Annotated in this window: 27 protein-coding genes; 11 read left to right on the top strand and 16 right to left on the bottom strand. The window is 60.3% G+C overall.

Annotated features, from left to right (window positions below; translation table 11 throughout):
- Positions 1 to 9 precede the first annotated feature (9 nt).
- The 3 genes from ettA to PAF20_RS15415 form a co-directional block, all read right to left on the bottom strand.
- Entirely contained in the window at positions 10 to 1,665 is a 1,656-nt protein-coding gene (gene ettA / locus PAF20_RS15425) for an energy-dependent translational throttle protein EttA (RefSeq protein ID WP_271071477.1), read from the bottom strand.
- A 73-nt stretch (positions 1,666 to 1,738) separates the two neighbouring features.
- Positions 1,739 to 3,106, bottom strand: a complete 1,368-nt coding sequence (gene rimO, locus PAF20_RS15420) for a 30S ribosomal protein S12 methylthiotransferase RimO (protein WP_271071476.1) — start codon at positions 3,104 to 3,106, stop codon at positions 1,739 to 1,741.
- Between the two features lie 98 nt (positions 3,107 to 3,204).
- Positions 3,205 to 3,720, bottom strand: coding sequence for an HdeD family acid-resistance protein (locus PAF20_RS15415; protein WP_271071475.1), 516 nt, complete (start codon positions 3,718 to 3,720; stop codon positions 3,205 to 3,207).
- Positions 3,721 to 3,914: 194 nt separating this feature from the next.
- On the opposite strand from PAF20_RS15415, the gene PAF20_RS15410 reads away from it, so the two are divergent.
- The gene (locus PAF20_RS15410; protein WP_271071474.1) at positions 3,915 to 4,367 is read left to right on the top strand and encodes a hypothetical protein; all 453 of its coding nucleotides are present in this window, start codon (positions 3,915 to 3,917) and stop codon (positions 4,365 to 4,367) included.
- Between the two features lie 6 nt (positions 4,368 to 4,373).
- On the opposite strand, the gene PAF20_RS15405 is transcribed toward PAF20_RS15410, so the two are convergent.
- From PAF20_RS15405 to PAF20_RS15390, 4 genes are all read right to left on the bottom strand, one after another.
- Complete coding sequence (locus PAF20_RS15405) at positions 4,374 to 5,135, bottom strand: ABC transporter permease (protein WP_271073347.1); 762 nt, start codon at positions 5,133 to 5,135, stop codon at positions 4,374 to 4,376.
- Positions 5,135 to 6,079 (bottom strand): ABC transporter ATP-binding protein, encoded by a 945-nt coding sequence (locus PAF20_RS15400; protein WP_271071473.1) that lies wholly within the window; start codon positions 6,077 to 6,079, stop codon positions 5,135 to 5,137. The genes PAF20_RS15405 and PAF20_RS15400 overlap by 1 nt, the downstream gene beginning before the upstream one ends.
- Positions 6,080 to 6,108: 29 nt before the next feature.
- A complete protein-coding gene (locus PAF20_RS15395) occupies positions 6,109 to 7,308 on the bottom strand; it encodes an MFS transporter (protein ID WP_271071472.1) in 1,200 nt (399 codons plus the stop codon).
- A 162-nt stretch (positions 7,309 to 7,470) separates the two neighbouring features.
- A complete protein-coding gene (locus tag PAF20_RS15390) occupies positions 7,471 to 8,739 on the bottom strand; it encodes a 4-aminobutyrate--2-oxoglutarate transaminase (protein ID WP_271071471.1) in 1,269 nt (422 codons plus the stop codon).
- Between the two features lie 118 nt (positions 8,740 to 8,857).
- Here PAF20_RS15390 and PAF20_RS15385 point away from each other — a divergent pair, with 118 nt between their 5' ends.
- Both PAF20_RS15385 and PAF20_RS15380 read left to right on the top strand, forming a co-directional pair.
- The gene (locus PAF20_RS15385) at positions 8,858 to 9,580 is read left to right on the top strand and encodes a rhomboid family intramembrane serine protease (protein ID WP_271071470.1); all 723 of its coding nucleotides are present in this window, start codon (positions 8,858 to 8,860) and stop codon (positions 9,578 to 9,580) included.
- Entirely contained in the window at positions 9,577 to 9,960 is a 384-nt protein-coding gene (locus tag PAF20_RS15380; RefSeq protein ID WP_271071469.1) for a GFA family protein, read from the top strand. Before PAF20_RS15385 ends, PAF20_RS15380 begins: the two co-directional genes overlap by 4 nt.
- 80 nt (positions 9,961 to 10,040) lie before the next feature.
- Here PAF20_RS15380 and ubiG read toward each other — a convergent pair whose 3' ends face one another.
- Complete coding sequence (ubiG, locus tag PAF20_RS15375) at positions 10,041 to 10,778, bottom strand: bifunctional 2-polyprenyl-6-hydroxyphenol methylase/3-demethylubiquinol 3-O-methyltransferase UbiG (protein ID WP_271071468.1); 738 nt, start codon at positions 10,776 to 10,778, stop codon at positions 10,041 to 10,043.
- Between the two features lie 46 nt (positions 10,779 to 10,824).
- Between ubiG and pip the strand changes: the two genes are divergently transcribed.
- The 6 genes from pip (at position 10,825) to infB (ending at position 17,860) form a co-directional block, all read left to right on the top strand.
- Entirely contained in the window at positions 10,825 to 11,793 is a 969-nt protein-coding gene (pip, locus tag PAF20_RS15370; RefSeq protein WP_271071467.1) for a prolyl aminopeptidase, read from the top strand.
- Positions 11,790 to 12,248 carry a tryptophan-rich sensory protein TspO gene (tspO, locus tag PAF20_RS15365; RefSeq protein WP_271071466.1) on the top strand — a complete coding sequence of 153 codons (459 nt, stop codon included), beginning with the start codon at positions 11,790 to 11,792 and terminating at the stop codon, positions 12,246 to 12,248. The genes pip and tspO overlap by 4 nt, the downstream gene beginning before the upstream one ends.
- A gap of 118 nt (positions 12,249 to 12,366) precedes the next feature.
- Positions 12,367 to 12,981: a ribosome maturation factor RimP gene (gene rimP, locus PAF20_RS15360; protein WP_271071465.1), complete on the top strand. Its 615-nt coding sequence runs from the start codon at positions 12,367 to 12,369 to the stop codon at positions 12,979 to 12,981.
- A gap of 3 nt (positions 12,982 to 12,984) precedes the next feature.
- Positions 12,985 to 14,670, top strand: a complete 1,686-nt coding sequence (gene nusA, locus PAF20_RS15355) for a transcription termination factor NusA (protein ID WP_271071464.1) — start codon at positions 12,985 to 12,987, stop codon at positions 14,668 to 14,670.
- Positions 14,671 to 14,688: 18 nt separating this feature from the next.
- On the top strand, positions 14,689 to 15,303 hold the full coding sequence (locus PAF20_RS15350; RefSeq protein ID WP_271071463.1) for an RNA-binding protein: 615 nt from the start codon (positions 14,689 to 14,691) through the stop codon (positions 15,301 to 15,303).
- A 7-nt stretch (positions 15,304 to 15,310) separates the two neighbouring features.
- On the top strand, positions 15,311 to 17,860 hold the full coding sequence (gene infB, locus PAF20_RS15345; protein WP_271071462.1) for a translation initiation factor IF-2: 2,550 nt from the start codon (positions 15,311 to 15,313) through the stop codon (positions 17,858 to 17,860).
- Here the strand turns inward: infB and PAF20_RS18885 are convergent.
- From PAF20_RS18885 to serB, 4 genes are all read right to left on the bottom strand, one after another.
- Positions 17,791 to 18,165, bottom strand: a complete 375-nt coding sequence (locus PAF20_RS18885; protein ID WP_353620599.1) for a DUF3892 domain-containing protein — start codon at positions 18,163 to 18,165, stop codon at positions 17,791 to 17,793. The two genes, infB and PAF20_RS18885, sit on opposite strands and share 70 nt — an antisense overlap.
- On the bottom strand, positions 18,150 to 18,233 hold the full coding sequence (locus PAF20_RS18880) for a hypothetical protein (RefSeq protein WP_353620621.1): 84 nt from the start codon (positions 18,231 to 18,233) through the stop codon (positions 18,150 to 18,152). Before PAF20_RS18880 ends, PAF20_RS18885 begins: the two co-directional genes overlap by 16 nt.
- An 11-nt stretch (positions 18,234 to 18,244) precedes the next feature.
- A complete protein-coding gene (locus tag PAF20_RS15340) occupies positions 18,245 to 18,442 on the bottom strand; it encodes a hypothetical protein (RefSeq protein ID WP_271071461.1) in 198 nt (65 codons plus the stop codon).
- Positions 18,443 to 18,576: 134 nt separating this feature from the next.
- Positions 18,577 to 19,473 carry a phosphoserine phosphatase SerB gene (serB, locus tag PAF20_RS15335; protein WP_271071460.1) on the bottom strand — a complete coding sequence of 299 codons (897 nt, stop codon included), beginning with the start codon at positions 19,471 to 19,473 and terminating at the stop codon, positions 18,577 to 18,579.
- A 121-nt stretch (positions 19,474 to 19,594) separates the two neighbouring features.
- Between serB and lysM the strand changes: the two genes are divergently transcribed.
- Together lysM and PAF20_RS15325 are read left to right on the top strand one after the other, a co-directional pair.
- A complete protein-coding gene (gene lysM, locus PAF20_RS15330) occupies positions 19,595 to 20,122 on the top strand; it encodes a peptidoglycan-binding protein LysM (protein WP_271071459.1) in 528 nt (175 codons plus the stop codon).
- Positions 20,123 to 20,262: 140 nt separating this feature from the next.
- Positions 20,263 to 22,152, top strand: a complete 1,890-nt coding sequence (locus PAF20_RS15325; RefSeq protein ID WP_271071458.1) for an acyl-CoA synthetase — start codon at positions 20,263 to 20,265, stop codon at positions 22,150 to 22,152.
- A gap of 60 nt (positions 22,153 to 22,212) precedes the next feature.
- Here the strand turns inward: PAF20_RS15325 and PAF20_RS15320 are convergent, their stop codons facing one another.
- The 4 genes from PAF20_RS15320 to PAF20_RS15305 are packed head-to-tail and all read right to left on the bottom strand — an operon-like array spanning position 22,213 to position 26,469.
- Positions 22,213 to 23,526 carry a TRAP transporter large permease gene (locus PAF20_RS15320; RefSeq protein ID WP_271071457.1) on the bottom strand — a complete coding sequence of 438 codons (1,314 nt, stop codon included), beginning with the start codon at positions 23,524 to 23,526 and terminating at the stop codon, positions 22,213 to 22,215.
- Entirely contained in the window at positions 23,526 to 24,032 is a 507-nt protein-coding gene (locus tag PAF20_RS15315; RefSeq protein WP_271071456.1) for a TRAP transporter small permease subunit, read from the bottom strand. Before PAF20_RS15315 ends, PAF20_RS15320 begins: the two co-directional genes overlap by 1 nt.
- Before the next feature lie 57 nt (positions 24,033 to 24,089).
- Positions 24,090 to 25,133, bottom strand: a complete 1,044-nt coding sequence (gene dctP, locus PAF20_RS15310; RefSeq protein WP_271071455.1) for a TRAP transporter substrate-binding protein DctP — start codon at positions 25,131 to 25,133, stop codon at positions 24,090 to 24,092.
- 37 nt (positions 25,134 to 25,170) lie between these two features.
- Positions 25,171 to 26,469, bottom strand: a complete 1,299-nt coding sequence (locus PAF20_RS15305; RefSeq protein ID WP_271071454.1) for a hydroxymethylglutaryl-CoA reductase, degradative — start codon at positions 26,467 to 26,469, stop codon at positions 25,171 to 25,173.
- Positions 26,470 to 26,505: the final 36 nt, after the last annotated feature.

Raw genomic sequence — 26,505 nt, 5'->3', positions numbered from 1 at the left:
CCACAGAACCTACCGCGTAAACTTTTTATACTTCACACGCTTCGGCTCAACCGCGTCCGGACCCAACCGCTTGATCTTGTCCGCTTCGTAGTCCTCGAAGTTGCCTTCGAACCATTCGACATGCGCATCGCCCTCGAACGCGAGGATATGCGTGCACAGACGGTCAAGGAAGAAGCGGTCGTGAGAGATAATCACCGCGCAACCCGCGAAATCGTCCAAAGCAGCCTCTAGCGCCTGCAAAGTCTCGACGTCCAGATCGTTGGTCGGCTCGTCGAGCAGCAGCACGTTGCCGCCCGATTTCAGAAGTTTGGCCATGTGGACGCGGTTACGCTCACCGCCTGACAGCTGGCCGACCTTCTTCTGCTGGTCGCCGCCCTTGAAGTTGAAGGCGCTCGCATAGGCGCGAGAGTTCATCTGCACATCGCCGAGTTCGATCTGTTCGGCCCCGCCGGAGATCTCCTCCCACACGGTCTTGTCGCCGCCAAGCGCATCGCGGGATTGGTCGACATAGGAAAGTTCCACCGTGTCGCCATAGCTGATCTCACCGGCATCGGGCTGCTCCTGACCGGTCAGCATGCGGAACAGCGTCGATTTACCCGCACCGTTCGGGCCGATCACGCCGACGATGCCGCCGGGGGGCAGGCTGAACGAAAGATCCTCGATCAGCAGCTTGTCGCCCATGGCCTTTTTCAGCCCCTCGACCTCGATCACCTTGTTGCCGAGGCGTTCGCCGTTGGGGATGATGATCTGGGCGCGCGACAGCTTCTCGCGCTCGGATTTGGACGCCATCTCGTTATAGGCGTTGATCCGGGCCTTCTGCTTGGCCTGACGTGCCTTGGCCCCGGCGCGGATCCATTCCAGCTCGCGCTCCAGCGTCTTCTGGCGGGCCTTGTCCTCGCGCGCCTCTTGCTCCAGCCGCTTGGCCTTCTGTTCCAGCCAGGAGGAATAATTGCCCTCATAGGGAATGCCCCGGCCGCGATCCAGTTCGAGGATCCAGCCGGTAATGTCATCGAGGAAATAGCGGTCATGGGTGACGACCAGGATCGTGCCGGGATATTCGATCAGGTACTTTTGCAGCCAGGCGATGGTTTCCGCGTCCAGATGGTTGGTCGGTTCGTCCAGCAGCAGCATATCGGGCGCTTCCAGCAGCAGCTTGCACAGCGCCACGCGGCGGCGCTCCCCGCCCGAGAGCGTGGACACATCGGCCTCATCCGGCGGGCAGCGCAGGGCCTCCATCGCCACGTCGATCTGGCTGTCGAGATCCCACAGGTTTTCGGCGTCGATCTCATCCTGAAGCTTCGCCATTTCCTCGGCGGTCTCGTCGGAATAGTTCATCGCCAGCTCGTTGAACCGGTCCAGCTTGGCCTTCTTCGCGGCCACGCCCAGCATGACGTTTTCGCGGACGTTCAGCGATTCATCCAGCTGAGGCTCCTGCGGCAGATAGCCGACCTTGGCACCTTTCGCGGCCCATGCCTCGCCCGAGAAATCCTTGTCCATCCCGGCCATGATCTTCAGCAGCGTGGACTTACCCGCGCCGTTCACGCCGACGACGCCGATCTTGACGCCGGGCAGGAAGTTCAGGCGGATATTTTCAAAGACCTTCTTGCCGCCGGGATAGGTCTTGGACACGCCGTCCATGTGATAGACGAATTCATAGGCTGCCATCGGGCGCTCCTGTCGAAAAGGGTTTCGCGGTATTTAGGCGATCATCGGGGAAAGTTGAAGCATCGACGATGGGTTAAAGCCGTCCCCACAGGTCGTATTCCCCGGCCTCGTCCACGGTCACGCTGACAATATCGCCGGGGGTCAGGTCTTCGAAACCTTCGTCGATGAACAGGTTGCCGTCGATTTCGGGCGCGTCGGCTTTAGTGCGGCAGGTGGCCCCTTCGCCATCGACCTCATCGACGATCACGTCGATTGTCTGGCCGACCTTCGCCGCAAGCTTCGCTTCGCTGATCGCCTGTGCCTTCTGCATAAAGCGTTCGAAACGGTCCTGCTTCACATCCTCGGGGACGTGATCGGGCAGGTCGTTGGCCCGCGCCCCGGCGACGTTCTCGTATTGGAACGCGCCGACACGATCCAGTTGCGCCTCGTCCAGCCAGTCCAGAAGCGTCTGGAATTCGGCCTCAGTCTCACCGGGATAGCCGACGATGAAGGTGGAACGCAGCGTGATCTCTGGACAATCGCTGCGCCATGCGGCGATTTCGTCCAGCGTTTTTGCCGCCGCTGCGGGGCGGGCCATGCGTTTCAACGTATCGGGATGGGCATGCTGGAACGGAATATCCAGATAGGGCAGCACCAGCCCTTCCGCCATCAGCGGGATCAGGTTGCGGACATGCGGATAGGGATAGACGTAATGCAGCCGCACCCAAGCGCCAAGGCTGCCCAGATCGCGGGCGAGATCGGTGATATGGGCGCGGTGGCCACGATCCTCGGCATGTTTCAGATCGACGCCATAGGCCGAGGTATCCTGCGAAATCACCAGCAGTTCCTTCACACCCGCCGCGACCAGCTTTTCGGCTTCCCGGATCACGGCGTGGGCCGGGCGGCTGGCTAAGCGACCGCGCATGTCGGGAATGATGCAGAACTTGCATTTGTGGTTACAGCCTTCCGAAATCTTAAGATAGCTGTAATGGCGCGGGGTCAGCGTGACGCTGGAGGCTGGCAGCAGGTCGACGAACGGATCGGGCGCGGGCGGCACGGCGCCATGCACCGCATCCAGAACCTGTTCATATTGATGCGGGCCGGTGACGGCCAGAACCTTGGGATGAGCGCCGGTGATATAATCCGGTTCGGCCCCAAGACAGCCGGTGACGATGACGCGACCGTTTGCGGTCAACGCCTCTCCAATCGCGTCGAGTGATTCCGCCTTGGCACTGTCCAGAAAACCGCAGGTGTTCACGATCACCGCATCCGCGCCGCTGTAATCCGGGCTGATCGCGTAACCTTCCGCCCGCAGCCGTGTCAGGATGCGTTCGCTGTCCACGAGCGCCTTGGGACAACCTAGGCTGACCATGCCGATGGTAGGCTGACCATCGCGGCGCGTGTCCGCGGGGACGCTGGCACGGGCGAGGTCGGGGCGTATGATTGGCGGGTTCTGGCTCATCGCCGGACTCCTAAGATTGGCCCGGTGCAAAAGCAAGCGAGCAAATAGCGAAGCGGGCGGCATGGTCACCGCCCGCTTGCAAAAGGGATGGATCGCAATCAGGTGGTGGCTGGGCGCACCGTTGACAAGGCGATCAGGGAAATCCCGCTGGATATAAGCTCGACCGCCAGCAATATGCCAAGGATCGTCAGCGCGGATGCCGGGAAGTTCCCGAAGATCATGACCGCCAGTATGACTGAAACCGCCCCGGACAGCAGAACCAGCCAGAACGCCGGCACCCCGCGCAGCGAGAATGACAATACGATCTTGAAGATGCCCGTAACCAGGAACAAGGCTGCGACTGTCAGCGTCAAGGTGATAACGCCCTCAAGCGGGTTTGCGATCAGGCTGATGCCCAGCAACACAAACAGGACGCCAAGCAAGATCACCCAGATTCTGCCGCCCCATGTGGTCTGCTGGAACACGGCAACGATCTGAAGGATGCCGATGAAAAGAAAGCTCCACCCCGCGACCTGTTCTGCGGTGATGGTGGCTGCCAGCGGATTGGCAAGCGCCAGAAAACCGGCCAGAATCGACAGGCAGCCGATGATAATCCAAAAAATCTTTCCTGCCATTTCCATGACTCCGAAATAATTGACGGTCCCTGATTCTCTCATAAATCCGGGCGGATGACCGTGGCCAAAGGAACGTAAACACACATAATCCCAAAATCTGTAGTATTTATGTCAGCATTCTGGGGCGGTCATTCACGCAGCTGTGGCTTTCCTTGGCCGCGCGACTGGCGCAGATTGTCTGTATGACAAGATACATGATCGCAATTGTTCTGATGCTGCTTGCAGCGCCGTTTTCCGCCTCGGCCGAAATTGTCGAGGGGCGGGGATATCTTGTGGTCAACCAGCATCGCGGTGGCAATGTCGTTGATATGATCCGGACCCGCGCGAAGCTGCAGAACTCTGGCCGAAAGGTGTGGATCAGGGGCTACTGCCGGTCGGCCTGCACGATGCTGGTGACCATGCCGAACGCCTGCCTTGGGCCGATGGCGACGCTTGGCTTTCACGCGCCGCGCATTCCGAACACCAGCATCATTCCGCCCTATGTGCCGGAAATCATGGCCAGCTATTATCGCAACGGCATTCTGAAACGCTGGAACGAGGAATGGCGCTACAGCATTGATATGGTGAAGATCAGCGCCAAGGACTATGTGAAGCTGGACCCGGCAACCAAGCTGTGCCCGGCCGGCTTCGATCCGCTGGCGCGTTGACCTGCGCTATTCCCGCAGCCGCCAGCCGGTCAGGAAGATCCAGCGGATTGCGGCCATGCAGATAACGATCATCAGTGCCACGGCGAACAGCGACACCCCGACCGGAACATCGGCAAGGTCGAAGAATGACCATCGGAAGCCAGAAATCAGGTAGAGCACCGGATTCAGCTTTGCGACCGCTTCCCAGAAGGGCGGCAGCATGGATGCGGAGTAGAACGCCCCACCAAGGAAAACCAGCGGTGTGACAACCATAAGCGGCACGATCTGCAACTGCTCGAAGTTCTTCGCCCACAGCCCGATGATGAAGCCCAGAAGCGAGAAGGCGAAGGCGGTCAGGAACAGAAAAGCCAGCATCCAGAACGGATGGGCAATATGGGCGCCGACAAAGAAGAAGCTGGTGATCAGGATCAGGAAGGCGATCAGTATGGCCTTGCTGGCTGCCGCGCCGACAAAGCCCGCCGTGACCTCTATCCAGCCGGCGGGGGCGACGAGGTATTCATAGATCGTGCCGGAGAATTTTGGGAAATAGATACCGAACGAACCGTTGGAAACCGATTGCTGCAGGACGGTCAGCATCATCAGGCCCGGCACGATGAAAGCGCCGTATTCGATGCCTTCGACCGATTGGATCCGCCCGCCGATAGCCGCGCCGAAGACGACAAAATACAGAACCGTCGACAGCACCGGAGAGGCGATCGATTGCCAGATCGTGCGGAAGAAGCGGGCCATTTCGTGTTGATAGATGGCCCAGATTGCGCCGGTATTGATCATGCCGCACCCTCCGCCTGCGTTTCATCACTGACCAGCGTCATGAACACCTCTTCAAGGCTGGATTGCTTGGTGGCCACATCGCGGACAGGGATTTGCAGTGCTGCCAGTTCAGCAAGCAAGGTGGCAATGCCTGTCCGTTCCGACCTCGTGTCGTAATCATAGCCAAGCCGCAGCCCGTCATCGGAAAGCGAGAGGCCACGCTTTGCCAGTTCAGGCGGACATTCGGGCAAGGGCTCATACAGATGGATCGTCAGGTGCTTCTTGCCGAATTCACCCATCAGCTCTGCCTTGGGCTTCATCAGCATCAGATTGCCGTGATTGATGACGCCGATGCGGTCGGCCATCTCTTCGGCTTCTTCCAGATAATGCGTCGTCAGGATGATCGTCACACCGTCACGGCGCAGCTTGTCCACGACCTGCCACATCTCTCGCCGCAGGGCGACATCGACGCCGGCAGTCGGTTCGTCGAGGAACAGCACTTTCGGCTGATGTGACAACGCCTTCGCAATCAGAACGCGGCGCTTCATACCGCCCGAAAGTTCTCTCGTCTGTGCGTCGCGCTTGTCCCAAAGGGCAAGGCTGCGCAGGACCTGCTCCAGATAGGCATCGTCGGGCGGTGCGCCGTAAAGACCGCGGGTGAAGCGTGCGCAGTTCATCACGGTTTCAAACGGTTCCAGCGTGATTTCCTGCGGGACCAGGCCGATCAGCTTGCGGGCTGCGCGCCATTCGTTGCGGATGTCATGGCCACCAACGCGGACCGTCCCATCGGTTGGAACCACCAATCCGCAAATGACAGAGATCAAGGTCGTCTTGCCTGCGCCGTTCGGCCCCAGCAGGGCAACGATCTCGCCCTCATCAATGGACAGGGACACATCGTCCAGTGCCTTGGGGCCATTGGCGTATTGTTTCGACAGATGGTCGACTTCGATAATCGCGGACATGGCGACTCCTACGGTTTTCGGGCGCGACGCTAGTGTGCGGGACCCGGTCTGTCCACAGCCGCCGGGCGCTTGCGGATGGTGACCGCGAGCAGCGCCGCCAGCACCACACAACCCACCGCCGCAATGGCGAAGGTTTTCTGATAGCCGAAACTGGCCACCAGCGGCGTGCTGACAATGGGTGACAGGAACTGGCCGAGGAAAAAGGAAGAGGTCACAAAGCCCGAAACCAGCCCCCGCTTGTCCGCCGGCGAGGCGTTCAGCGCCGTGATCACAAATGTCGGCAGACACAGGCCCAGACCTGCGCCGATCAGTGCCGTGGACGCCATCGCCATGATAAGCGAGTGACCCGTCGCCATTCCGGCGAAACCGGCTGCCAGAAGCATGTAACCGGTTACAGGTGTGCCGATGCGGCCCAGATAGGGCCTGATCCAACCGGAAACGACTGCCATCAGCGCCGCCGCAACCATCATAGAGCCCATCACCTCACCAGCATAACGCGCATCGGACAGTCCGATTTCAGCAAGAAAATAGGGAACCTGCGTTGGTATCGAATAGAAAATGACGAAAGACAGCATAGCGGCGGTTGCCATTGTAGCCACGGTCCGCGGCCAACCGGGTTCACCACGCTCGGCGCCTACCGCCTCACCCGCGCCAGAAATGGTCTTTGGCGGTTCGGGCAGCAGCTTCCAAAGGATCGGGAACAGCAGGATAGACAGCCCGTAAATGAGAAAGGGCAACTGCGGATCGCGCTGCGCGAGAAAGCCCGCAGTCATCACAAAGATAAGCCCGCCCATATTCACCGCAGCAATCTGATAACCCATCAGCCGCCCGCGCTCTGGCCCGGTAAAGTAATCCCCGATCAGCGCGGCTTGCGCCGTCATGATCGCGGCGACACCCACGCCCAGAACGACGCGGCTTGCAAGTATCGCTTCCAGCGAATGCAGATAAAGCCCCGCCGTACCAGCCAGGGCATAGATGATAAGACCGGTAAACAGCGGTTTCCGACGACCAAGCCGGTCGGTCATGACACCTGCGAACGGCGCGATGATCGCAACCGCCAGCGACGGTGCTGTGATAAGCAGACGGGTCAGCAACTCGGCGCGTGGATTATCGGAAAACATCGCCTGCAAACCGGGCAGGGCCGGGGTGATCGTGGCGTTGGACATAATCGTCAGCATTGCGGCGAGCATGACGCCCCACGCACGCGGGTCGAGCAAGATGCGGTCCATGGCTTAGCCTTTTGACAAACAGGACATCGCATATGCTGCGCTGTTGCAGCCCGAAAATGCGGGCGGTCCCGAAAAATGGATGTGGCGGCCTTGCGGGCCGCCTGCGCACCTTATGTGTTCCAAAGGAGCGGCCTCGTCAAGGCCGTGTGCGGCAGGAAATCTTCAGCCCCTCGCCGCTTTCACGCTGTCCTCAAGAATATCCAGTGCCTCTCCGAAGACCTCATCGGGGATGGTGAGCGGTGCCAGAAAACGGATGACATTGGCGTTTACGCCGCAGGTCAGCAGGATCAGGTTTCGCTTCAGCGCCTCTTCCCGGACGCGGTTGGCCATGTCCGGGTTAGGTCTGTCGCTGCCCGCGACGTTGAACTCGACCGCATTCATGAAACCGGGTCCGCGAATATCGGCAATCTCCGGAACGTCGTCGCGCAGCCCGGCAAGGCGCTGTTTCAGACGCTGGCCAAGACGCTCGGCCCGGTCGCAAAGCTGCTCTTCCTCGATCACGTCCAGAACGGCATGGGCAGCCGCGACGCCAAGCGGGTTACCGGCATAGGTGCCGCCCAGGCCGCCGGGGCCGGGGCTATCCATCACCTCTGCCCGGCCCGTCACGGCAGAGATCGGCAGCCCGCCGCCCAACCCCTTTGCCATAGTGGTGATGTCCGCCGCGACGCCGGAATGTTCCATCGCGAACAACTTGCCTGTCCGGGCAAAGCCGGTCTGCACCTCATCCGCGATCAGCAGGATCGAGTGGGCATCGCAAACCTCACGCAGTTTCTGCAGGAAACTGGCTGGGGTTTCGTAGAAACCGCCCTCACCCTGCACAGGCTCGATAATCATCGCGGCAACGCGGCCCGGCTCCAGATCGGCCTTGAACAGGCGCTCAAGCGCGGCCAGCGATTCCTCTTCGGTGACGCCGTATAGCGCATTCGGGAAGGGCAGGTGCCAGATGTCGTTGATCATCGGACCGAACCCGGCCTTGTAGGGCTGTACCTTGCCGGTCAGCGCCATGCCCATGAAGGTGCGGCCGTGAAAGCCACCGGCAAAGGATACAACGGCCGGACGGCCCGTATAATGGCGGGCGATCTTGATTGCGTTTTCCACCGCCTCGGCGCCGGTGGTGGCGAAGACGGTCTTTTTCGGGAAATCGCCGGGAACGGCTTGGTTCAGACGCTCTGCCAGGGCGACATAGTTTTCGTATGGCACCACCTGATGGCAGGTATGGGTAAAGCGATCCAACTGGTCCTTCACCGCCGCCATGACCTTGGGGTGACGATGCCCGGTATTGACCACCGCGATCCCGGCGGCGAAGTCGATATAGCGGTTGCCGTCCTTATCCCAGATTTCGGCATTCTCGGCCCGGTCGGCATAGATCTGGGTGGTCATGCCCACCCCGCGGGAAATTGCGGCATTCTTGCGGTCTGTCAGTTCGGACATGGCTCACCCCCAGAAGATTCTGCGACCGATCCTATCCTTGCCAATTCGCGTCGAACAGGGGCAAGCTTGCCTAAAAGGCGGCACTTTGGCATCGTCCGCGAAACTTCAAGGAATTCCGATGTTTCCCATTCGCGACCACAACCCTTCCGAGCGGACGCCCTATGTCACATATCTGCTGGTTTTCCTGAACATTGGGATGTTCCTGCTGACCATGCCCTGGGCCTTCGGCATGACCGGATTATGGGACCGGTTGGCGCTGTATCCCGTCGCAGTCGTGAACGGTGAATATATGTGGGGGCTGCTGACGCATATGTTCCTTCATGCCGGGCCGCTGCATATCGCCGGAAATATGCTGTTCCTGTGGATTTTCGGGGACAACCTGGAAGATCAGATGGGCCATTTCGGCTTTCTTATCTTCTATCTGGCGTCGGGGCTGGCGGCGGCGGGCGCACAGATTGCCGCCAATCCGCAAGAAGGTATTCCGATGGTCGGGGCTTCTGGCGCAATCGCCGGGGTAATGGGCGGCTATCTGCTGCTATTTCCCAAAGCCCGCGTTGATGTTCTGGCCATCATCATCGTTTTCATCAAGGTTTTTACCATTCCGGCATGGGTTATGCTGGGTGTCTGGTTCATCCTGCAAATCTTCGGTGGCTTCTCGCTGATGGGCGGTGACAGCGTTGCCTATTGGGCCCATGCGGGTGGCTTTGTTGCCGGTGTGATCCTTGCGCTGCCCGTCTTTCTGCGCCGGGGCGGCCCCAGCTTCTGGCAGCGCACACATGGTCAGCCGCCGCACCCGCCGACCCAGTATTCGCGCACGCGCATTCCGCAGGTCCGCAGATGAGCCTTCCCGAGATCCGGAACCCCCACCGTCTGACATGCCATTGCGGCGCGGTAGAGCTTGCCGTCACACTAAGCGACGGGCTGTCCACCAAGCGGCGCTGCGACTGTTCGTTCTGCCGCAGGCGCGGTGCGGTGGCCGTGTCAGCCCCGCTGGACGGGCTGCGCATCGTTAAGGGGCAGGATGCGCTGTCGCTGTATCAGTTCGGCACAAACACGGCGAAGCATTATTTCTGCAAGCATTGTGGGATTTATACGCATCACCAGCGGCGCTCTAACCCCAATGAATACGGGGTGAATGCGGGCGCGTTGGAAGGGGTGAACCCGCGCGATCTGGACCCGGTGCCGTGGGCGGATGGCGTCAACCATCCGCAAGATCGGTGACCCCGGTCAGATAATTTCGTAGTTTTTTCCCCTGAGACCTTCAACGGTCAGCAAAAAGGTCGCTACCGGCAGGGGTTGTTTCACGCAGAACGTACGGCGCTGACGGCATAGTTCACCGAAAGGTCGCGATCCGATAGCGACCAGTCCCAGCTTATGGGGTTGAAGACCATGCCCTTGCGATCCACGACGCGCAGCCCGGCCTGTTCCATCATCCGCGAAAGCTCATCCGGTGTGATAAAGCGCTGCCATTCATGCGTGCCTTTGGGCAGCCACCGCATCACCCATTCGGCCCCGATAATCGCCGCGCCAAAGCTGCGCATGGTCCGGTTCAGCGTCGACATGACCAGCAAGCCGGATGGGCGCAGCAGATCGTGGCAAGAACGCACAAAAGCCGCCGGTTCTGCCACATGCTCGACAATCTCCATCGCCAGAACGGCGTCAAAGCTTTCACCGGCTGCCAGAAGCGCCTCTGCCGTTTCGGCGCGGTAATCGATTTCCAGCCCGACCTGAGACGCATGGATACGCGCGACCTCGATGTTCTTTTCGGCAGCATCTGCGCCGACGACCTCGGCCCCCAACCGGGCCATCGGTTCTGACAGCAGGCCGCCACCGCAGCCGATATCCAGCAGGCGCAACCCCTCAAACGGGCGGGTAGACTTCAGGTCGCGGCCGAACTCCGCGGCAATTTGCGTGGTGATATAACCCAGACGAACCGGGTTCATCATATGCAGCGGCTTGAATTTCCCCTTCGGGTCCCACCATTCGGCGGCCATAGCCTCGAACTTGGCGATTTCGGACGGGTCGCGGCTGTCTGTCATGGGTTCGGTCCTTTCGCGCCTTGCCTGCGACGTATATACGGAAAGCATGGATCGAACAGCAGGGCAATTCGGCGCAGCTCGCCTTTATCCGCATATTGACCCCTTCGATCGCCGCAAGATCGACGTGGGCGACGGGCATGTGCTGTATGTCGAACAGGCCGGAAATCCGCATGGTGAGCCGGTCGTTGTCCTGCATGGCGGACCGGGCGGCGGGTGCAGCCCCTATATGCGGCGCTTTTTCGATCCGTCGCATTATCGCGCCATCCTGTTCGATCAGCGCGGATGCGGGCTGTCCACGCCACATGCCAGCGTCATCGCGAACACCACCGACCATCTGGTCGCGGATATAGAGGTGATCCGGAAGGCGCTCAACATCCCGCAATGGTCCGTGTTCGGCGGAAGTTGGGGCGCCACGCTAGCGCTCGCTTATGCGCAGAGACATCCAGGCGCGGTGACGGCACTGATCCTGCGGGGCGTGTTTCTGGCGATGCAGGCAGAACTGGACTGGTTCTATGGCGGCGGCGCGGCGCGCTTCTGGCCAGAACGCTGGCAGGATTTCTGCGAACCGATCCCCGAGGCGGAGCGCGGCGATATGATCGCCGCCTATCACAGACGCCTTTTCTCCGGCAACGAAACCGAAGAGCGTCGGTTGGCCCGGCATTGGATCATGTGGGAAAACGGACTTGCCGCGATGGATGTCGCCAATCCCGGTGCTGCCTCGCCCGGATATGCCCGCGCCTTTGCCCGGCTGGAATGCCACTATTTCCGCAATTCGTGCTTTCTTGAAGAAGCTCAGTTGCTGCGCAACCGCCACAAGATCGAACATATCCCCTGCCAGATCGTGCAGGGCCGCTATGACATGGTTTGCCCGCCCGTTGGTGCATGGGCATTGGCGAAGGACTGGCAGAACTGCCGATTGCGCATGGTGCCCGGATCGGGTCACGCGCTGAGCGAGCCGCGCATCACCGCGGAACTGGTCGCGGTCATGGATGAGTTGAGGGGACAGCCCGTATGACGGCGTTTTACTTTCTGGTGTTCCTGTCGGCATCTGCTGCCGCGGCTGCGACAGGCAGCGTTTTTCTGCCCGGAAAATGGTATCAATCGCTGAAAAAGCCGTCCTGGACCCCGCCGAAAAAGGCGTTCCCGATCGTCTGGACGGTGCTCTATGTGATTTCGGCGATTGCTGCGACGCGCATCGCGCTTGGCGAAAACCCCGCGCCGGGTCTTGCACTGTGGTCGCTGCAGATCGCGCTGAATACGCTGTGGACGCCAGTCTTCTTCGGTGCAAGGCGGATGGCAACAGGAATGATCGTGATCGCGGTGCTTTGGTTCGTGCTGGCAATCACAACGGTTGTGTTCCTGCAAAGCGATCTGCTGGCAGGTCTGCTGATGCTGCCATATTTTGCATGGATCGGGCTTGCGGCTGCGTTGAACTGGCGCATCTGGCGCGACAACCGCGAATCGGCTTGAATTCCCCGCCGAGCGGCGCTATATCCATGCTCAACAGCGGTGCAGGCTTCCACCCCCTGCGCCACCGGAATTTCGCACGGGCCGCTGACGGCCCGTTTTTTATTTCTCAGGGATGCTCATGTCGAACGACCTGATCGCCAAGACCTCTATCGACCGCCGGCTGGCGGAAATTCTGACCCCCGTGATCGAAGACATGGGGTTCGAACTGGTGCGCCTGCGTCTTCAGGGCGGCAAGACCGCCACCTTGCAGATCATGGCTGACCGCCCCGATGGCGGCATCAATGTCGATGACTGCGCCGAGATTTCCACGATGGTCAGCGCCACGCTGGATGTAGAAGACCCGATCGAAGACAAATACATGCTGGAGGTCTCGTCACCCGGAATCGACCGCCCGCTGACCCGGCTTAAGGACTTCGCAACCTATGAAGGTTACGACGCCAAGCTGGAAACAGCGGAACAGATCGACGGGCGCAAGCGCTTTACCGGCGTTCTGGCCGGGGTCGAGGGCGAGGACGTGCTGATCAATATCGAAGTCGGCGCGGAGACCCAGACCATCGGGCTGAATTTTGACTGGCTGGCCGATGCCAAGCTGCTGCTGACCGACGAGCTGATCGCGGAAATGCTGCGCCAGAAGAAAGAAGCCGGGGTTGAGATCGACAATCTCGACGAATCCATGTTCGACGAAGTTCAAACCGAAGACGGCGACCAAGACGACGCCGCTATGAAGGAGTAAGTGATGGCAATCACCTCTGCCAACCAGCTGGAACTGCTGCAAACCGCCGAGGCCGTGGCCCGCGAAAAGATGATCGAGCCGGAGCTGGTCATCGAAGCGATGGAAGACAGCCTCGCCCGTGCAGCAAAGTCGCGTTACGGCGCGGAAATGGACATTCGCGTGTCCATCGACCGCAAGACCGGCAATGCCACCTTCACCCGCGTGCGCACCGTGGTCGATGAAGAACTGCTGGAAAACTATCAGGCCGAATTCACCGCCGATCAGGCGAAGCCCTATTTCGAGGCACAGCGTGACCCGGCCAATTACTGGACCCGCGAAGGCGTGAAGGTCGACGATTTCGCCGGCGGCCCGCAGATCGGTGATGTCTTTCAGGAGCAGGTTCCGCCGGTTGAACTGGGCCGGATTGCCGCGCAATCGGCCAAACAGGTCATCCTGCAGCGCGTCCGCGAGGCAGAGCGTGATCGTCAATACGAAGAATTCAAGGACCGCGCAGGTTCGATCATCAACGGCATGGTCAAGCGTGAAGAATACGGCAATATCATCGTCGATATCGGCCGTGGCGAAGCCATCCTGCGCCGCAACGAAAAGATCGGTCGTGAATCCTATCGCCCGAATGACCGTATCCGCGCCTATGTAAAGGATGTACGCCGCGAAACCCGTGGCCCGCAGATCTTCCTGTCGCGCACCGATCCGCAATTCATGGCGGAACTGTTCAAGATGGAAGTGCCGGAAATCTATGACGGCGTGATCGAGATCAAGGCCGTCGCCCGTGATCCGGGCAGCCGCGCGAAGATCGCCGTCATCAGCTATGACAACTCCATCGACCCGGTCGGCGCTTGTGTTGGTATGCGTGGTTCCCGCGTTCAGGCCGTTGTGGGAGAGCTTCAGGGCGAAAAGATCGACATCATCCCGTGGTCTGAAGATCAGGCGACTTTCCTCGTGAACGCACTGCAGCCGGCAGAGGTCAGCAAGGTCGTCGTCGACGAGGACGCCCCGCGCATCGAAGTTGTGGTGCCCGAGGAACAGCTTTCGCTGGCCATCGGTCGTCGCGGCCAGAACGTGCGTCTGGCCAGCCAGTTGACTGGTCTGGATATCGACATCCTTACCGAGGAAGAAGAGTCCAAGCGCCGTCAGGCTGAATTCAACGCCCGCACCCAGCTGTTCATGGACAATCTGGATCTGGACGAATTCTTCGCCCAGCTTCTGGTCGCAGAAGGCTTCACCAACCTGGAAGAAGTCGCCTATGTCGAACAGGACGAACTGCTGTCCATCGACGGTGTGGACGAAGCGACGGCGGATGAATTGCAGGCCCGCGCCCGCGACGTGATCGAAGCGGCCAACCGCAAGGCTCTGGAAAATGCCCGCGGTCTGGGCGCCGAGGACAGCCTTATTGAATTCGAAGGTCTGACCCCCCAAATGGTGGAAGCTCTGGCGAATGACGGCGTCAAGACGCTGGAAGACTTTGCCACCTGCGCCGATTGGGAGCTCGCCGGGGGCTGGACCACGGTCGACGGGCAGCGCGTCAAGGATGACGGTCTGCTGGAACCCTTCGGTATCAGCCTTGAGGATGCGCAGAACATGGTCATGACCGCCCGCGTCATGCTTGGCTGGGTCGACCCGGCAGAGCTTGAGCAGGCCGAAGAGGAAGAGACCGAAGAAGGCGCAGAAACCGAGGAGGCCGGGGCCTGATGCCCCGGATCCGGTGGCATGACGCGAGGCGGGCGCGATAAGGAACACGAGGGCACGGAACGCCGTTGCCTTGTTACCGGCGAGGTTCAGCCGAAGGCGGGCTTGATCCGTTTCGTGCTGGGTCCTGACGGGATCGTCGTGCCCGATCTGGCGGAAAAGCTGCCGGGACGCGGCTTCTGGCTGACGGCCGATCAGGGCGTGATCGGCAAGGCGGTATCCAAAGGCGCGTTCTCGCGCGGGGCGAAGGCCCCGGCGAAGCCGCCAGAGGGGCTTTTGGAATTGATTGAAACCGGGCTGGCGAAACGTGTCGTTGAACTCATCTCGCTGGCGCGAAAATCCGGCGATGCGGTTGCCGGGTTTGAAAAGGTTAAGGACTGGCTTGCGGCCGGTCGGGTGAAAGTACTTCTTCAGGCGTCGGATGGGTCCGAGCGCGGGAAAGGGAAGCTTTGGACACCAGAAGGGGCACGCTGGTTCGGCGGCCTCACCGCTTCAGAATTGGGTTTGGCTTTCGGACGCGATCATGTCATACACAGCGCGCTTTCGAAGGGCGGACTCGCGGACAAAGTTATTCGGGACGCTGGCAGGCTGAATGGCCTGCGGGGGCAATCGGCCATCCGGGCCGGGAAGGAATAAGACGCAGATGAGCGATACAGACGGCAAAAAACCCCTCGGCCTCGGCGGCAACCGCCCCGGTCAGGTGAAACAAAGCTTCAGCCACGGCCGCACAAAAAGTGTGGTGGTGGAAACCAAGCGCAAGCGTGTCGTTGTGCCCAAGCCGGGTGCAGCGGGCGACAAGCCGCGCGGCTCTGCTGCGTCGGACAGTGCGGCGGCCCGCGCTGTCGCGTCCTCGTCCAAGCGTCCCGCCGGGATCTCGGATGCGGAAATGGAGCGTCGTCTCAAGGCCTTGGCCGCTGCCAAAGCGCGTGAGGCCGAAGAAGCCAAAGCCCGCGCCGCCGAAGAAAAGGCGCGCGAAGAAGAACGTGAGCGCCGCCGCGCCGAGGCCGAGGCCAAGGAGCGTGAAGACCGCGAGCGGGAAGAAGCGCTGAAGGCCAAGGCCGAAGAGGACGCCCGCAAGGCCGAAGAAGCCAAGCTGCGCGCCCAGAAGAAAGAAGAGGTCCGCAAGCCCGCCGCCAAGGATGCGCCGGTCGATGCGGCAGCCGCCCAGGCCGCTGCTTCGCGCGCCGAAACAAAAGGCGTGGCATCCCGTCCGGCGCGCCCGGAACGCGATCAGCGCGACAACAATCGCACCGATGACCGTGATTCGCGCGGCAAAGGCGGCGATCGTGATGGCCGCCGGTCGGGCAAGCTGTCTGTCACCGCAGCGCTGCAAGGCGGCGAAGGCGGGCGTCAGCGCAGTCTGGCTGCAATGAAGCGCAAGCAGGAACGCGCCAAGCAGAAGGCAATGGGCCAAGCGACCCGTGCCGAAAAGCAGGTGCGTGACGTTCAGCTTCCCGAAACCATCGTCGTCAGCGAACTCGCCAACCGTATGGCCGAACGCGCGGCTGATGTGGTCAAGTCGCTGATGAACATGGGCATGATGGTGTCGATGAACCAAACCATCGACGCCGACACCGCTGAACTTGTGATCGAGGAATTCGGCCACAAGACGGTGCGCGTATCCGATGCCGATGTGGAACAGGTCATTGATCAGGTTGAGGACAAGGATGAGGATCTGAAATCCCGCCCGCCGATCATCACGATCATGGGCCATGTCGACCACGGCAAGACCTCACTTCTGGATGCAATCCGCAAGGCCAACGTGGTCTCGGGCGAGGCTGGTGGTATCACCCAGCATATCGGCGCCTATCAGGTGACGACAGAATCCGGCGCGGTTCTGTCCTTCCTGGACACGCCCGGTCACGCGGCCTTCACCTCGATGCGCGCGCGCGGTGCGAATGTGACGGACATCGTCGTGCTCGTCGTCGCGGCCGACGACGCGGTCATGCCCCAGACGGTCGAGGCGATCAATCACGCCAAGGCCGCGAAGGTCCCGATGATCGTGGCGATCAACAAGATCGACAAGCCTGATGCCGACCCGCAAAAGGTCCGCACCGACCTGCTGCAGCACGAAGTCATTGTGGAACAGCTGTCGGGTGAGGTGCAGGATGTCGAGGTTTCGGCCCAGACCGGGCAGGGCCTTGATGAACTGCTGGAAGCCATTGCCCTTCAGGCCGAAATTCTGGAATTGAAGGCCAACCCCGACCGTGCCGCCCAAGGTGCCGTGATCGAGGCGAAGCTGGATGTTGGCCGCGGCCCTGTCGCCACGGTTCTGGTCCAGAACGGCACCCTGCGTCGCGGCGATATCTTCGTCGTGGGCGAGCAGTGGGGTAAGGTCCGTGCTTTGATCAACGATCAGGGCGACCGTGTTGAAGAAGCCGGCCCCTCCGTCCCGGTCGAGGTTCTGGGTCTCAACGGCACGCCAGAGGCCGGCGACGTGTTGAACGTGGTCGAGACAGAGGCGCAGGCCCGCGAAATCGCCGAATACCGCGAGGAAGCCGCGAAAGACAAACGCGCCGCCGCCGGTGCCGCGGTCACGCTGGATCAGCTGATGGCCAAGGCCAAAGCCGATGAAAACGTGGCCGAACTGCCCGTGGTGGTGAAGGCCGACGTGCAGGGCTCTGCCGAGGCGATTGTTCAGGCATTGGAAAAGGTCGGCAATGACGAGGTCCGCGTCCGCGTGCTGCATTACGGCGTCGGCGCGATCACGGAATCCGATATCGGCCTGGCCGAGGCTTCGGGCGCGCCGGTCATCGGCTTCAACGTCCGCGCCAATGCGCCTGCCCGCAACAGCGCCAACCAGAAGGGTGTCGAGATCCGCTATTACTCGATCATCTACGATCTGGTGGACGACATCAAAGCGGCGGCCTCGGGCCTGCTGTCAGCCGAAGTGCGCGAGAACTTCATCGGCTATGCCGAGATCAAGCAGGTCTTCAAGGTCACCGGCGTCGGCAAGGTCGCCGGCTGTCTGGTCACCGAAGGCGTGGCCCGCCGCTCCGCCGGCGTCCGCCTGCTGCGCGACAACGTGGTGATCCACGAAGGCACGCTGAAAACGCTCAAGCGCCACAAGGACGAGGTCAAGGAAGTCCAGTCCGGCCAGGAATGCGGCATGGCGTTTGAGAACTACGACGACATCCGCGAAAGCGACGTCATCGAGATCTTCGAGCGTGAAGAGGTCGAACGGACGCTGTGACCGGTTCGGTTATGAGATAGAAACAGCCCGCCGATCGGCGGGCTGTTTTTTATTCCGAGACATTCGGGAAGGCAGAGAAGTTTGTTTCGTGCCTCCCCATCGGTCTTTGTCTTGATATACTTGTTGCCGGTCCGGCTGACCGCAAAGATACAATCAACCCGCTTCCCGCCAGAGCGGACGAAAAAGGTCCAACCCTTGCGCTCAATGTGAACAATTGCTTCCGCTTGGGACAACTTCCATCGCGTCCCATCGGAGTTAACTCCTCCAACATTTCGGATGCGGTCCCAAGTTACAAACGGTGCCATATTCCCGCGCCGCGTCCTACGCCTCCCTCAACTTCCATATCGCCGATACGGTTCACCAGTACCAATATCAGCCGTGCATTCAGCGCGTCTCTAACAGCATCGCTTCGCCGCCAAACGCCTCTGGTCCCGGCGGAAGGGATGCGTCGTCGACATGCATGAAGACCAATGTTGCGCGCGCGCCGAGGCCGGTCAGATAGAAGAACAGGCTCGTCTCAAACGCGGGCTCAAACCCGAAATGCTTAGCATAAAAGTCCCTCGGTTCGAGCGTAGGCGGCATTGACGATCAGCCTGATCCGGCGGTTGATCGACTGATACAGCTACACTGACATCCGTAATTTCGGTGCAGGCCCGGTTTGCCTAGTGCAAGCTGTCTTGGCTGATGAATAATCCGGCGGCATTCGCGGGACCGGATCAGGCTCGCTCCGGTGCCCAGCTATCGACAAACTCTTCCCGCCCATACCCTTGAATGTAAAGCAGCGCCGTAAGGTCTGCGTGGTCGATCCGCACACCGGCCTGAGCTGCAACGACCGGCTTGGCATGAAGCGCCACCCCTGTACCTGCCAGCTGGATCATCCCCAGATCGTTTGCGCCATCGCCGACCGCCATGGCGTCTGCGGGCGTAAATCCGCGTGCGACAGCAATCTCTTCCAACGCCTCGACCTTTGCCTCGCGCCCCAGCACTGGCAGGCTGACATGGCCGGTCAAAACACCTTCATCTGACAGAAGCGTATTTGCGCGATGTTCGTCAAAGCCCAGAAGTTTTGCGATCCGGCTGGTGAATGCGGTAAATCCACCAGATACAAGCGCCGTATAGGCGCCCTGCGCGCGCATGGTGGCGACAAGCTCTCGTCCGCCCGGCGCCAGCGTAATCCTTTCGTTCAGAACTTTTGTGATCACATCTTCGGACAGCCCGGACAGCAGGCCAACGCGCTCTATCAATGCTTCGTGGAAATTAAGCTCTCCATTCATGGCGCGCGCCGTGATGCTTGCCACGCGCTCGCCAACACCGGCTTCGGCGGCCAGTTCATCAATGCATTCCTGTTCGATCATCGTTGAATCCATGTCGGCCAGCAGGATTGCCTTGCGTCGTCCCTCGGTCGGCTGGATCACCAGATCGAATCCGGACAGGCGCGTGTCATCTTCAATGGCAGCGGTGTCCTCGGGCAGAGCCTCCGTCGGGAACTCTGCCGCGATGCCATCTGCCAGCCAGATCGTATGCTGTCCCCCCAGCAGATCACGCAAGGCGTCCACACGCTCGACAGTCAGATCGGCGCGCGAGGGTGCGGCAAGAACAGTGACGGTATACATGACGATTTCCTGATATGGTTCTGGCGTCAGCGGTACCCTAATCGTCGCCAATGCGCCAGCGGGGGAACCGCGTGGCACCAACTGCGTTAAGGGCGCGAAGCAAAACTGAAAGGATAAGCCTATGGCTTTCTGGGATTTCGTAAAAGATTCGGGCAAATCGGTCTTTGGCTCTGCCGAGGCATCCGAGGCGAAAGCACCGGCTGATGACAAGGCCGCCGAAAAGGCCGAGACCGACCGTAAGGTCAAGGCACTGACCGATGAGGTCAAGAAGCTTGGCCTTGGGTCCGACGATGTTCACCTGACCCTGCGCGGCGACACGGTGAAAGTCGAGTCCAAGGGTGCCGATCGCGAAACGATGGAAAAGCTTATCCTTGCGGTGGGTAACATCAAAGGAATCGCCCGGGTTGAGGCCGATGTGCCGAAGCAGCCGGGCCGGGCATCGTCCTCGGGCACGTCGGCCATGCCGGCGGGTGACAGCGCGCCAGAACCGGTGTTCCACACGGTTGAAAAGGGTGAAACCCTGTCGGCCATTGCCAAGAAATATCTGGGCGATGCCAACCGCTATAACGATATCTTCAAGGCCAACCAGCCGATGCTGTCGGACCCTGACAAGATCTATCCGGGTCAGACCCTGCGCATCCCGCAGTAAGACAAGGGAATTGACGCCGCGTCGATGACGTTGCGTCCTCATGACACGGGGCGGCCCTCGGGCTTGCCCCGTGCTTCGATTCTGTCCCATTGTTATCGCCAAATGATGCGGCCAACAGCGGTCGGAGAAATGGGGGGAATATGAACAAATCTTGCCGCTTCGGCAGCGTTGCCGACCGCGATGCGGTTGAACAGCAGATGCCCTATGAAGCACGCGATAACGCACGCACGATCTACGAGTTTCTCAGCCGGACCGCCGAACGCTTTCCCGATCGACCAGCGGTTTCTTTCCAGCTGCTTTCCGGCCCTCGTGATCACGCAAAGACGCTGAACTGGCGGGAATTGCGTGAACGTGTCACCGAAACGGCAAACCTGTTCCGCAAGCTTGGCGTCGGGCCTGACGATACCGTGGCCTATCTGCTGCCGAATTCGATCGAGACGCCGGTTGTGTTGCTGGCGGGCGCAACGGCCGGGATCGTTAACCCGATAAACCCCTTGCTGGAGGCAGACCATATCGCCGGTATCCTCCGCTCCACGAACGCCAAGGTTCTGGTGACTTTGAAGGCGTTCCCCAAAACGGATGTAGCCCAGAAGGCTGCAGAGGCGGTCGCGAACGCCCCGAACGTAAAGCACCTGATAGAGATTGATCTGAACCGCCACCTGACCGGCATAAAGAAGTTCATCGTGCCGCTTGCACGCCCCAAGGTGACGGCGAAGCATCACGCAAAGGTCCATGATTTTGAGGCCGCGACCTCTGCCGAGAACCATAACAGGCTGGATTTCGAAGACCCGAAGAAAGATCGCGTGGCGGCCTATTTCCACACTGGCGGCACCACCGGCCTGCCCAAGATCGCACAGCATAAATATTCGGGCATGATCTATAACGGTTTCCTCGGCGGCTCTCTCCTGTTCGATGAAACCGATGTGTTGATCTGTCCCCTGCCGCTGTTCCACGTTTTCGCAGCCTACCCCATTCTGATGAGCTGTATTGCTTCGGGCGCGCATATGGTCATGCCGACGCCAGCCGGTTATCGCGGCGACGGCGTCTTCGACAATTTCTGGAAGCTGATCGAGCGGTGGCAGGTGACATTCCTGATCACCGTTCCGACCGCGATTTCTGCGCTGATGCAGCGCAAGGTTGATGCCGATGTATCGTCGCTGCGGACCGCGATATCGGGGTCTGCCCCGCTGCCGATAGAGCTTTACAACCGCTTCAAGGCGGCGACCGGTGTGGAGATCGCAGAAGGCTATGGTCTGACAGAGGCGACCTGTCTGGTGTCATGCAATCCGGTCGATGGCGAAAAGAAAGTCGGCTCGGTCGGGCTGCCCCTGCCCTATACGCATGTTCGCATTCTGAAAAAGACGCCCGATGGATTCCACGAATGCGGCACCGATGAGGTTGGCGAAATCTGCGTTGCGAATCCCGGCGTTTTCGAAGGCTCGACCTATACCGAGTCTGACAAAAACCATGACCTGTTCGCCGAGGATCGTTTTCTGCGGACCGGCGATCTGGGCCGATTGGACGCCGATGGATATCTTTGGATTACGGGCCGCGCAAAGGATCTGATCATCCGTGGGGGCCACAATCTCGACCCGGCAGAGATCGAAGATGCGCTGCTGTCGCACCCGGCGGTTGCCTTTGCCGGGGCCATCGGCCAGCCAGATGCCCGCGCCGGAGAGTTGCCCTGCGCTTATGTCGAACTGGTCGCGGATGCCCAGGTCTCACTTGACGCGCTTCTGGAACATGCGCGAGATCGTATCCATGAACGCGCAGCGGTGCCAAAGTATCTGGAAATTCTGGACGAGCTTCCGAAGACCGCTGTCGGAAAGATCTTCAAGCCCGACCTGCGAAGGCTGGCAATCAAACGGATATATGACGCGGCTCTTGAGGGAACGGATGCCAGCGTTGTTGAGGTTGTCGAAGACAAGAAGCGTGGACTGGTCGCGAAAATCGCGCGTGGCGACAATGTTAACGAGGCCGCAGTGAAAGAAAAGCTGGGTGTGTTTACCCGGCCCTGGGACTGGGTCTGATAAACCGTCCGACTTAGCGGGCAAGGGCCGCGCGTCGGGAAGACCCGCGCGGCCTTTTGTTCATCCGCCCATCAGGCTGGGCAGATATGTCATCAGCCCCGGGAAGGCCGTGCAGATCAGCAGGCCAAGGAATTGCAGCAGGAAGAAGGGCAGGATGCCGCGATAGACCGTGCCCATACCGATATTCGGCGGCAGCGTGCTTTTGATATAAAACAGCGTATAGCCGAAGGGCGGGCTGATATATCCCATCTGAATGGTCAGCGCGAACAGCACGCCGAACCAGATCGGATCAAAGCCCAGATGCTGCACGATGGGCATGAAAACCGGGACGGTCAGCAGGATGATCCCGATTTCGTCCAGAACGGTGCCAAGGAAAACCAGCAGGACCATCATCACCGCGAGAATGACATAGCGGTTAACGTTCATCCCTTCGATCAGGTTTAGCAGCGTATCTGCGCCGCCAAGGCCGGTGAATATCGCCACATAGGCCTTTGCGCCCAATGTGATCCACAGGATCATGGCCGTGGCGGTCATGGTTTCGGTGCAGGCGGCACTGATCGTCGGCCATTTCAGCGTACCGCGCAGCGCTGCAGCAAGGGCTGCGCCAGCGACGCCTACCGCTGCCGCCTCTGTCGGGGTCGCAATGCCGAAGAAGATAGAGCCGAGGACCATGACGATGATCAGCGCCGGCAGGATCAGCGTGGTCAGCGAAGCCAGCTTCTCTGCCCGCGTGGCCGTGGGTGCATCATCGCGCAGAGGTGCCATATCGGGACGAATGCGGCAGATGATCGCGATATACAGGATGTAAAGCCCGCCCAGCAAAAGGCCGGGGACAATGCCCGCAATCAGCATCTTACCGATGCTGACCTGTGCTGTCACAGAATAGACGATGGTCAGCACGGATGGGGGGATCAGGATGCCCAACGTCCCCGATGCGCAGATCGTGCCGGTCGCCAATCCCGGCGCGTAACCGCGCCGCAACATTTCGGGCAGGGCAAGCATACCCATCGCCGTGACCGCCGCACCTACGACGCCGGTCATCGCGGCCATCAGGATACAGATAACGACCGTGCCAATCGCCAACCCGCCGCGAAGGCGGCCGAACCAAAGCTCCATCGCGCGGTAGAGATCGCCGATCACACCTGATCTTTGCAGCAGGACAGCCATGAAAATGTAAAGTGGTATGCCCAGCAATGCCTCTGACTTCATGGTGTCGAAGATCTGAAGGATCATCAGCACCAGTGCATTCGCGTCCCAGAACAGAACGGTGAACAGCACCGACAATCCACCAAGCACGAAGGCGACGGGCAGGCCGGTCAGCAGGAATGCGGTCAACCCGCCAAACATGAGGACAAGGATCAGCGTCGGTGACATCAGACCATCTCCTCTGGATCGTGTTCATGGCGGATCAGCGCTGTCGGATCACCGAAGATGACGCGCAGCCATTCGGCCACTGCTTGCAGGCCCATGAGCAGAAGCGCTATCGGGATGGCCAGTTTGACGGGCCAGATCTGCGGGTTCCATGTTGAGAAAGAGGTTTCGCGATAGGCGATGCTGTCCTGCGCAAACGGGACTGCGTAGAAAAGCAGGATAAAACAGAAAGCGATAATGATCGGATAGTTCAGCAACTGGAATATCCGACGCAGGCAGGGCGACGCGCTTCGCTCGATCAGGTCCATGTTCACATGGCCGCGCGTATGAAGAAGATACGGCCCGCCCAGCAGGAAATACGGCCCGAAGATCATCAGTGCCAGCTCCATCGCCCAGGGCGAAGGCGCATTCAGCAGATAGCGCATCAGAACCGCGAACAGCATTAGCGGCACGATCACCAGCATCGCCAGCCCGGCGATGCGGAACAGAACCCGGTTCAGTCCGGTCACAGCTTTTACATAGGCTGCGACCGGCGCCGGGAGGTTTGGATATCCCTCTGTCACGGCTTAGGACAGCAGACCCAGTTCGCGCATTTGCGCCATCTGAGAATCGAGGATCTTCACGGCAAGCGGGTCGTCCTTCGTCGCCTCTCTCCACATATCTGCCGCCTTGACGCGACCCTCTGTCACTTCGTCGCCCGAAAGCTCAATCACTTCGACACCAGCCGCCTGGAAGGCTTCCAGTGCCGATGCATCGGTTTGGTTCTTATTTTCCTGATAGGCGTCCGAAACCTCTTTCGCGGCCTCTGCCAATGCTGTCTTGAAGTCATCGGGCAGCGCATCGTGGGCACGGGTATTGGCGACATAGCTGGTGGCGGTGGTCGGCTGGTGGACGCCGGGCAGGATGATGAATTTCGCCACCTCGGCCAGACCTGCATCCAGATTGGCTTGCAGATCGCCCCGGTCGGCAATATCGATCAGCCCCTTGTCGAGCGCCGAATATACTTCTGCCGTCGGCAGTGGAGATACGGCAACGCCAAATCCGCTCATCACCGTTGAGGCCAGACCTGTAAAGCGACCCTTATTGCCGCTCAGATCGGCGAGCGAGCGGATTTCGACGGTGGAGTGGATCGGTTCCTGATCGTAGACCTGCGGTGCAATGTAATGCAGGCCGGCAGGGCTGTAGGCTTCGCGTGCCATGTCGATGCCGCCGTGGTCATAGAACCATGCGCTGTAATCTTCTGCCTTCAGATAGCCGAAGGGGATCGTCGCGGTGAAGGCGTGGGCCGGGATTTTACCAGCGGTATAGCCGTCAAAGGTTTTCATCAGCTCGAACGCGCCGCCCCGCACCGCATCAAACGCTTCTGCCGGGGGGACGATCTGCCCGGCAGAGAACAGGTTGATTTCGAATGCGCCGCCGGTCTTTTCGCCAACAAGCTTAACGAACATTTCTTCGTATTCCTGCGGCGTGGTGCCACCGTCCCACAGCGCTTGCATGCGCCAGTTGACCTTGTCAGCGCCCTGCGAAAGCGCAGGCGCGGCAAGGCTTGAAGCGGCAACGGTGCCAAGGCCGGCAGCCACGAAGCCGCGACGGGTAAAGCGAATGGTCATGAGTTCCTCCCTCTAGATGATTCGTCTGAAAAGTGTGTTACTTGCGCATATGGTCTAGCAATTCCTTCGCCCGCTCGACGCGCACGTCGTGATCTGCGGCAAGCTGGCGTGCGATTTCATCGACTTCGGCGCCCTCGGCCCCGGCGACAATCGCAATGTTGCGGGCGTGAAGCGCCATATGGCCACGTTGGATGCCCTCTGTCGCCAATGCGCGCAGCGCCGCCATATTCTGGGCAAGGCCGACGACAACAGCAATCTCGGCCAGCTCTGGTGCGGAAGTGACGCCCGCCAGACGCAGCGCCGTTGCCGCCAGTGGATGCGTTTTGGTTGCACCGCCGACAATGCCGACGGCCATCGGCATCTCAAGCGATCCGACAAGATTGCCCGCGCCGTCCTTTTCCCAGTTGGTCAGCGAGGTATAGCGCCCGCTGCGTGCGGCCCAGGCATGTGCCCCGGCTTCAATCGCACGCCAGTCATTGCCGGTGGCGACGATAACCGGGTCTATGCCGTTCATGATGCCTTTGTTGTGGGTTGCAGCGCGATAGGGGTCGACAACTGCGAGCGCCTGCGCGTCCAGAATACCTTCGATGACATCAGCGCCCTGAAGGTTCTTCGTCGTCAGCGCCTCTGGCGTGATGCGCACCCAGGCGCGGGCCAGCCTGCGGTCGGCGAGGTTCGACAATATACGCAACCGCGACGTGCCTTCTGCCAGTTCGGCCAGCCGTGGGGCCAGATATTCCGCCATCGTGTTGACCGTATTGGCACCCATCGCATCGCGCACATCAACCAGAAGATGTGCGACAACCATCGGGCCGCGCGGGCTTTCCTCAAAAATATGCACCTCTATGTCGCGACAGCCGCCGCCCAAGCTGACCAGCACCTTGTCGCGGCCATTCGCGGACTCGACCAGCTCTTCGCGGGCGGCAAGAATGCGCTGTCGGGCGCCATGCGGGTCTTTGACATCCAGTATCTGTACCTGTGCCCGCATGATCGGGTCCGTGGTCGAGGCATGGAACCCGCCACAGTCACGCGCGATTCGCGCCATGTAGCTGGCAGCGGCCACGACAGAGGGTTCCTCGACCGCCATCGGAATCAGGCGGTCGACGCCATTGATGGTAAAATTCGTTGCGACGCCCAATGGAATTTCCAGCCGTCCGATGACATTTTCGATCATGCCGTCAGCGGTTTGCAGCGGCAGCGCATTCGCCGCTTCCAACCGGTTTCGGTCGTCGGGGGAAAGGCCCGCCGCATCCGCAACAGCTGCCAGACGCTCTGCCGGGGTCATGGCGCGCATGTTTTCGATGCGCGAATTTGTAGCGTTGGCCGGATACGTCATGGTCTCTCCTCCCCAATACGCGTCGTCGTGCTATTC

The organism is Paracoccus albus (assembly GCF_027913035.1).
Classification (GTDB): Bacteria; Pseudomonadota; Alphaproteobacteria; order Rhodobacterales; family Rhodobacteraceae; genus Paracoccus; species Paracoccus albus.
Note: the sequence above shows the minus strand (reverse complement) of the source record. Positions and strands in the feature narration are given on the sequence as shown.

Excerpts from the sequence above, each read along its gene's own strand:
- ettA (WP_271071477.1), bottom strand. The coding sequence starts at position 1,665 with ATGGCAGCCTATGAATTCGTCTATCACATGGACGGCGTGTCCAAGACC.
- rimO (WP_271071476.1), bottom strand. The coding sequence starts at position 3,106 with ATGAGCCAGAACCCGCCAATCATACGCCCCGACCTCGCCCGTGCCAGC.
- PAF20_RS15415 (WP_271071475.1), bottom strand. The coding sequence starts at position 3,720 with ATGGCAGGAAAGATTTTTTGGATTATCATCGGCTGCCTGTCGATTCTG.
- PAF20_RS15410 (WP_271071474.1), top strand. The coding sequence starts at position 3,915 with ATGATCGCAATTGTTCTGATGCTGCTTGCAGCGCCGTTTTCCGCCTCG.
- PAF20_RS15400 (WP_271071473.1), bottom strand. The coding sequence starts at position 6,079 with ATGTCCGCGATTATCGAAGTCGACCATCTGTCGAAACAATACGCCAAT.
- PAF20_RS15395 (WP_271071472.1), bottom strand. The coding sequence starts at position 7,308 with ATGGACCGCATCTTGCTCGACCCGCGTGCGTGGGGCGTCATGCTCGCC.
- PAF20_RS15390 (WP_271071471.1), bottom strand. The coding sequence starts at position 8,739 with ATGTCCGAACTGACAGACCGCAAGAATGCCGCAATTTCCCGCGGGGTG.
- PAF20_RS15385 (WP_271071470.1), top strand. The coding sequence starts at position 8,858 with ATGTTTCCCATTCGCGACCACAACCCTTCCGAGCGGACGCCCTATGTC.
- PAF20_RS15380 (WP_271071469.1), top strand. The coding sequence starts at position 9,577 with ATGAGCCTTCCCGAGATCCGGAACCCCCACCGTCTGACATGCCATTGC.
- ubiG (WP_271071468.1), bottom strand. The coding sequence starts at position 10,778 with ATGACAGACAGCCGCGACCCGTCCGAAATCGCCAAGTTCGAGGCTATG.
- pip (WP_271071467.1), top strand. The coding sequence starts at position 10,825 with ATGGATCGAACAGCAGGGCAATTCGGCGCAGCTCGCCTTTATCCGCAT.
- tspO (WP_271071466.1), top strand. The coding sequence starts at position 11,790 with ATGACGGCGTTTTACTTTCTGGTGTTCCTGTCGGCATCTGCTGCCGCG.
- rimP (WP_271071465.1), top strand. The coding sequence starts at position 12,367 with ATGTCGAACGACCTGATCGCCAAGACCTCTATCGACCGCCGGCTGGCG.
- nusA (WP_271071464.1), top strand. The coding sequence starts at position 12,985 with ATGGCAATCACCTCTGCCAACCAGCTGGAACTGCTGCAAACCGCCGAG.
- PAF20_RS15350 (WP_271071463.1), top strand. The coding sequence starts at position 14,689 with ATGACGCGAGGCGGGCGCGATAAGGAACACGAGGGCACGGAACGCCGT.
- infB (WP_271071462.1), top strand. The coding sequence starts at position 15,311 with ATGAGCGATACAGACGGCAAAAAACCCCTCGGCCTCGGCGGCAACCGC.
- PAF20_RS18885 (WP_353620599.1), bottom strand. The coding sequence starts at position 18,165 with ATGGCACCGTTTGTAACTTGGGACCGCATCCGAAATGTTGGAGGAGTT.
- PAF20_RS15340 (WP_271071461.1), bottom strand. The coding sequence starts at position 18,442 with ATGCCGCCTACGCTCGAACCGAGGGACTTTTATGCTAAGCATTTCGGG.
- serB (WP_271071460.1), bottom strand. The coding sequence starts at position 19,473 with ATGTATACCGTCACTGTTCTTGCCGCACCCTCGCGCGCCGATCTGACT.
- lysM (WP_271071459.1), top strand. The coding sequence starts at position 19,595 with ATGGCTTTCTGGGATTTCGTAAAAGATTCGGGCAAATCGGTCTTTGGC.
- PAF20_RS15325 (WP_271071458.1), top strand. The coding sequence starts at position 20,263 with ATGAACAAATCTTGCCGCTTCGGCAGCGTTGCCGACCGCGATGCGGTT.
- PAF20_RS15320 (WP_271071457.1), bottom strand. The coding sequence starts at position 23,526 with ATGTCACCGACGCTGATCCTTGTCCTCATGTTTGGCGGGTTGACCGCA.
- dctP (WP_271071455.1), bottom strand. The coding sequence starts at position 25,133 with ATGACCATTCGCTTTACCCGTCGCGGCTTCGTGGCTGCCGGCCTTGGC.
- PAF20_RS15305 (WP_271071454.1), bottom strand. The coding sequence starts at position 26,469 with ATGACGTATCCGGCCAACGCTACAAATTCGCGCATCGAAAACATGCGC.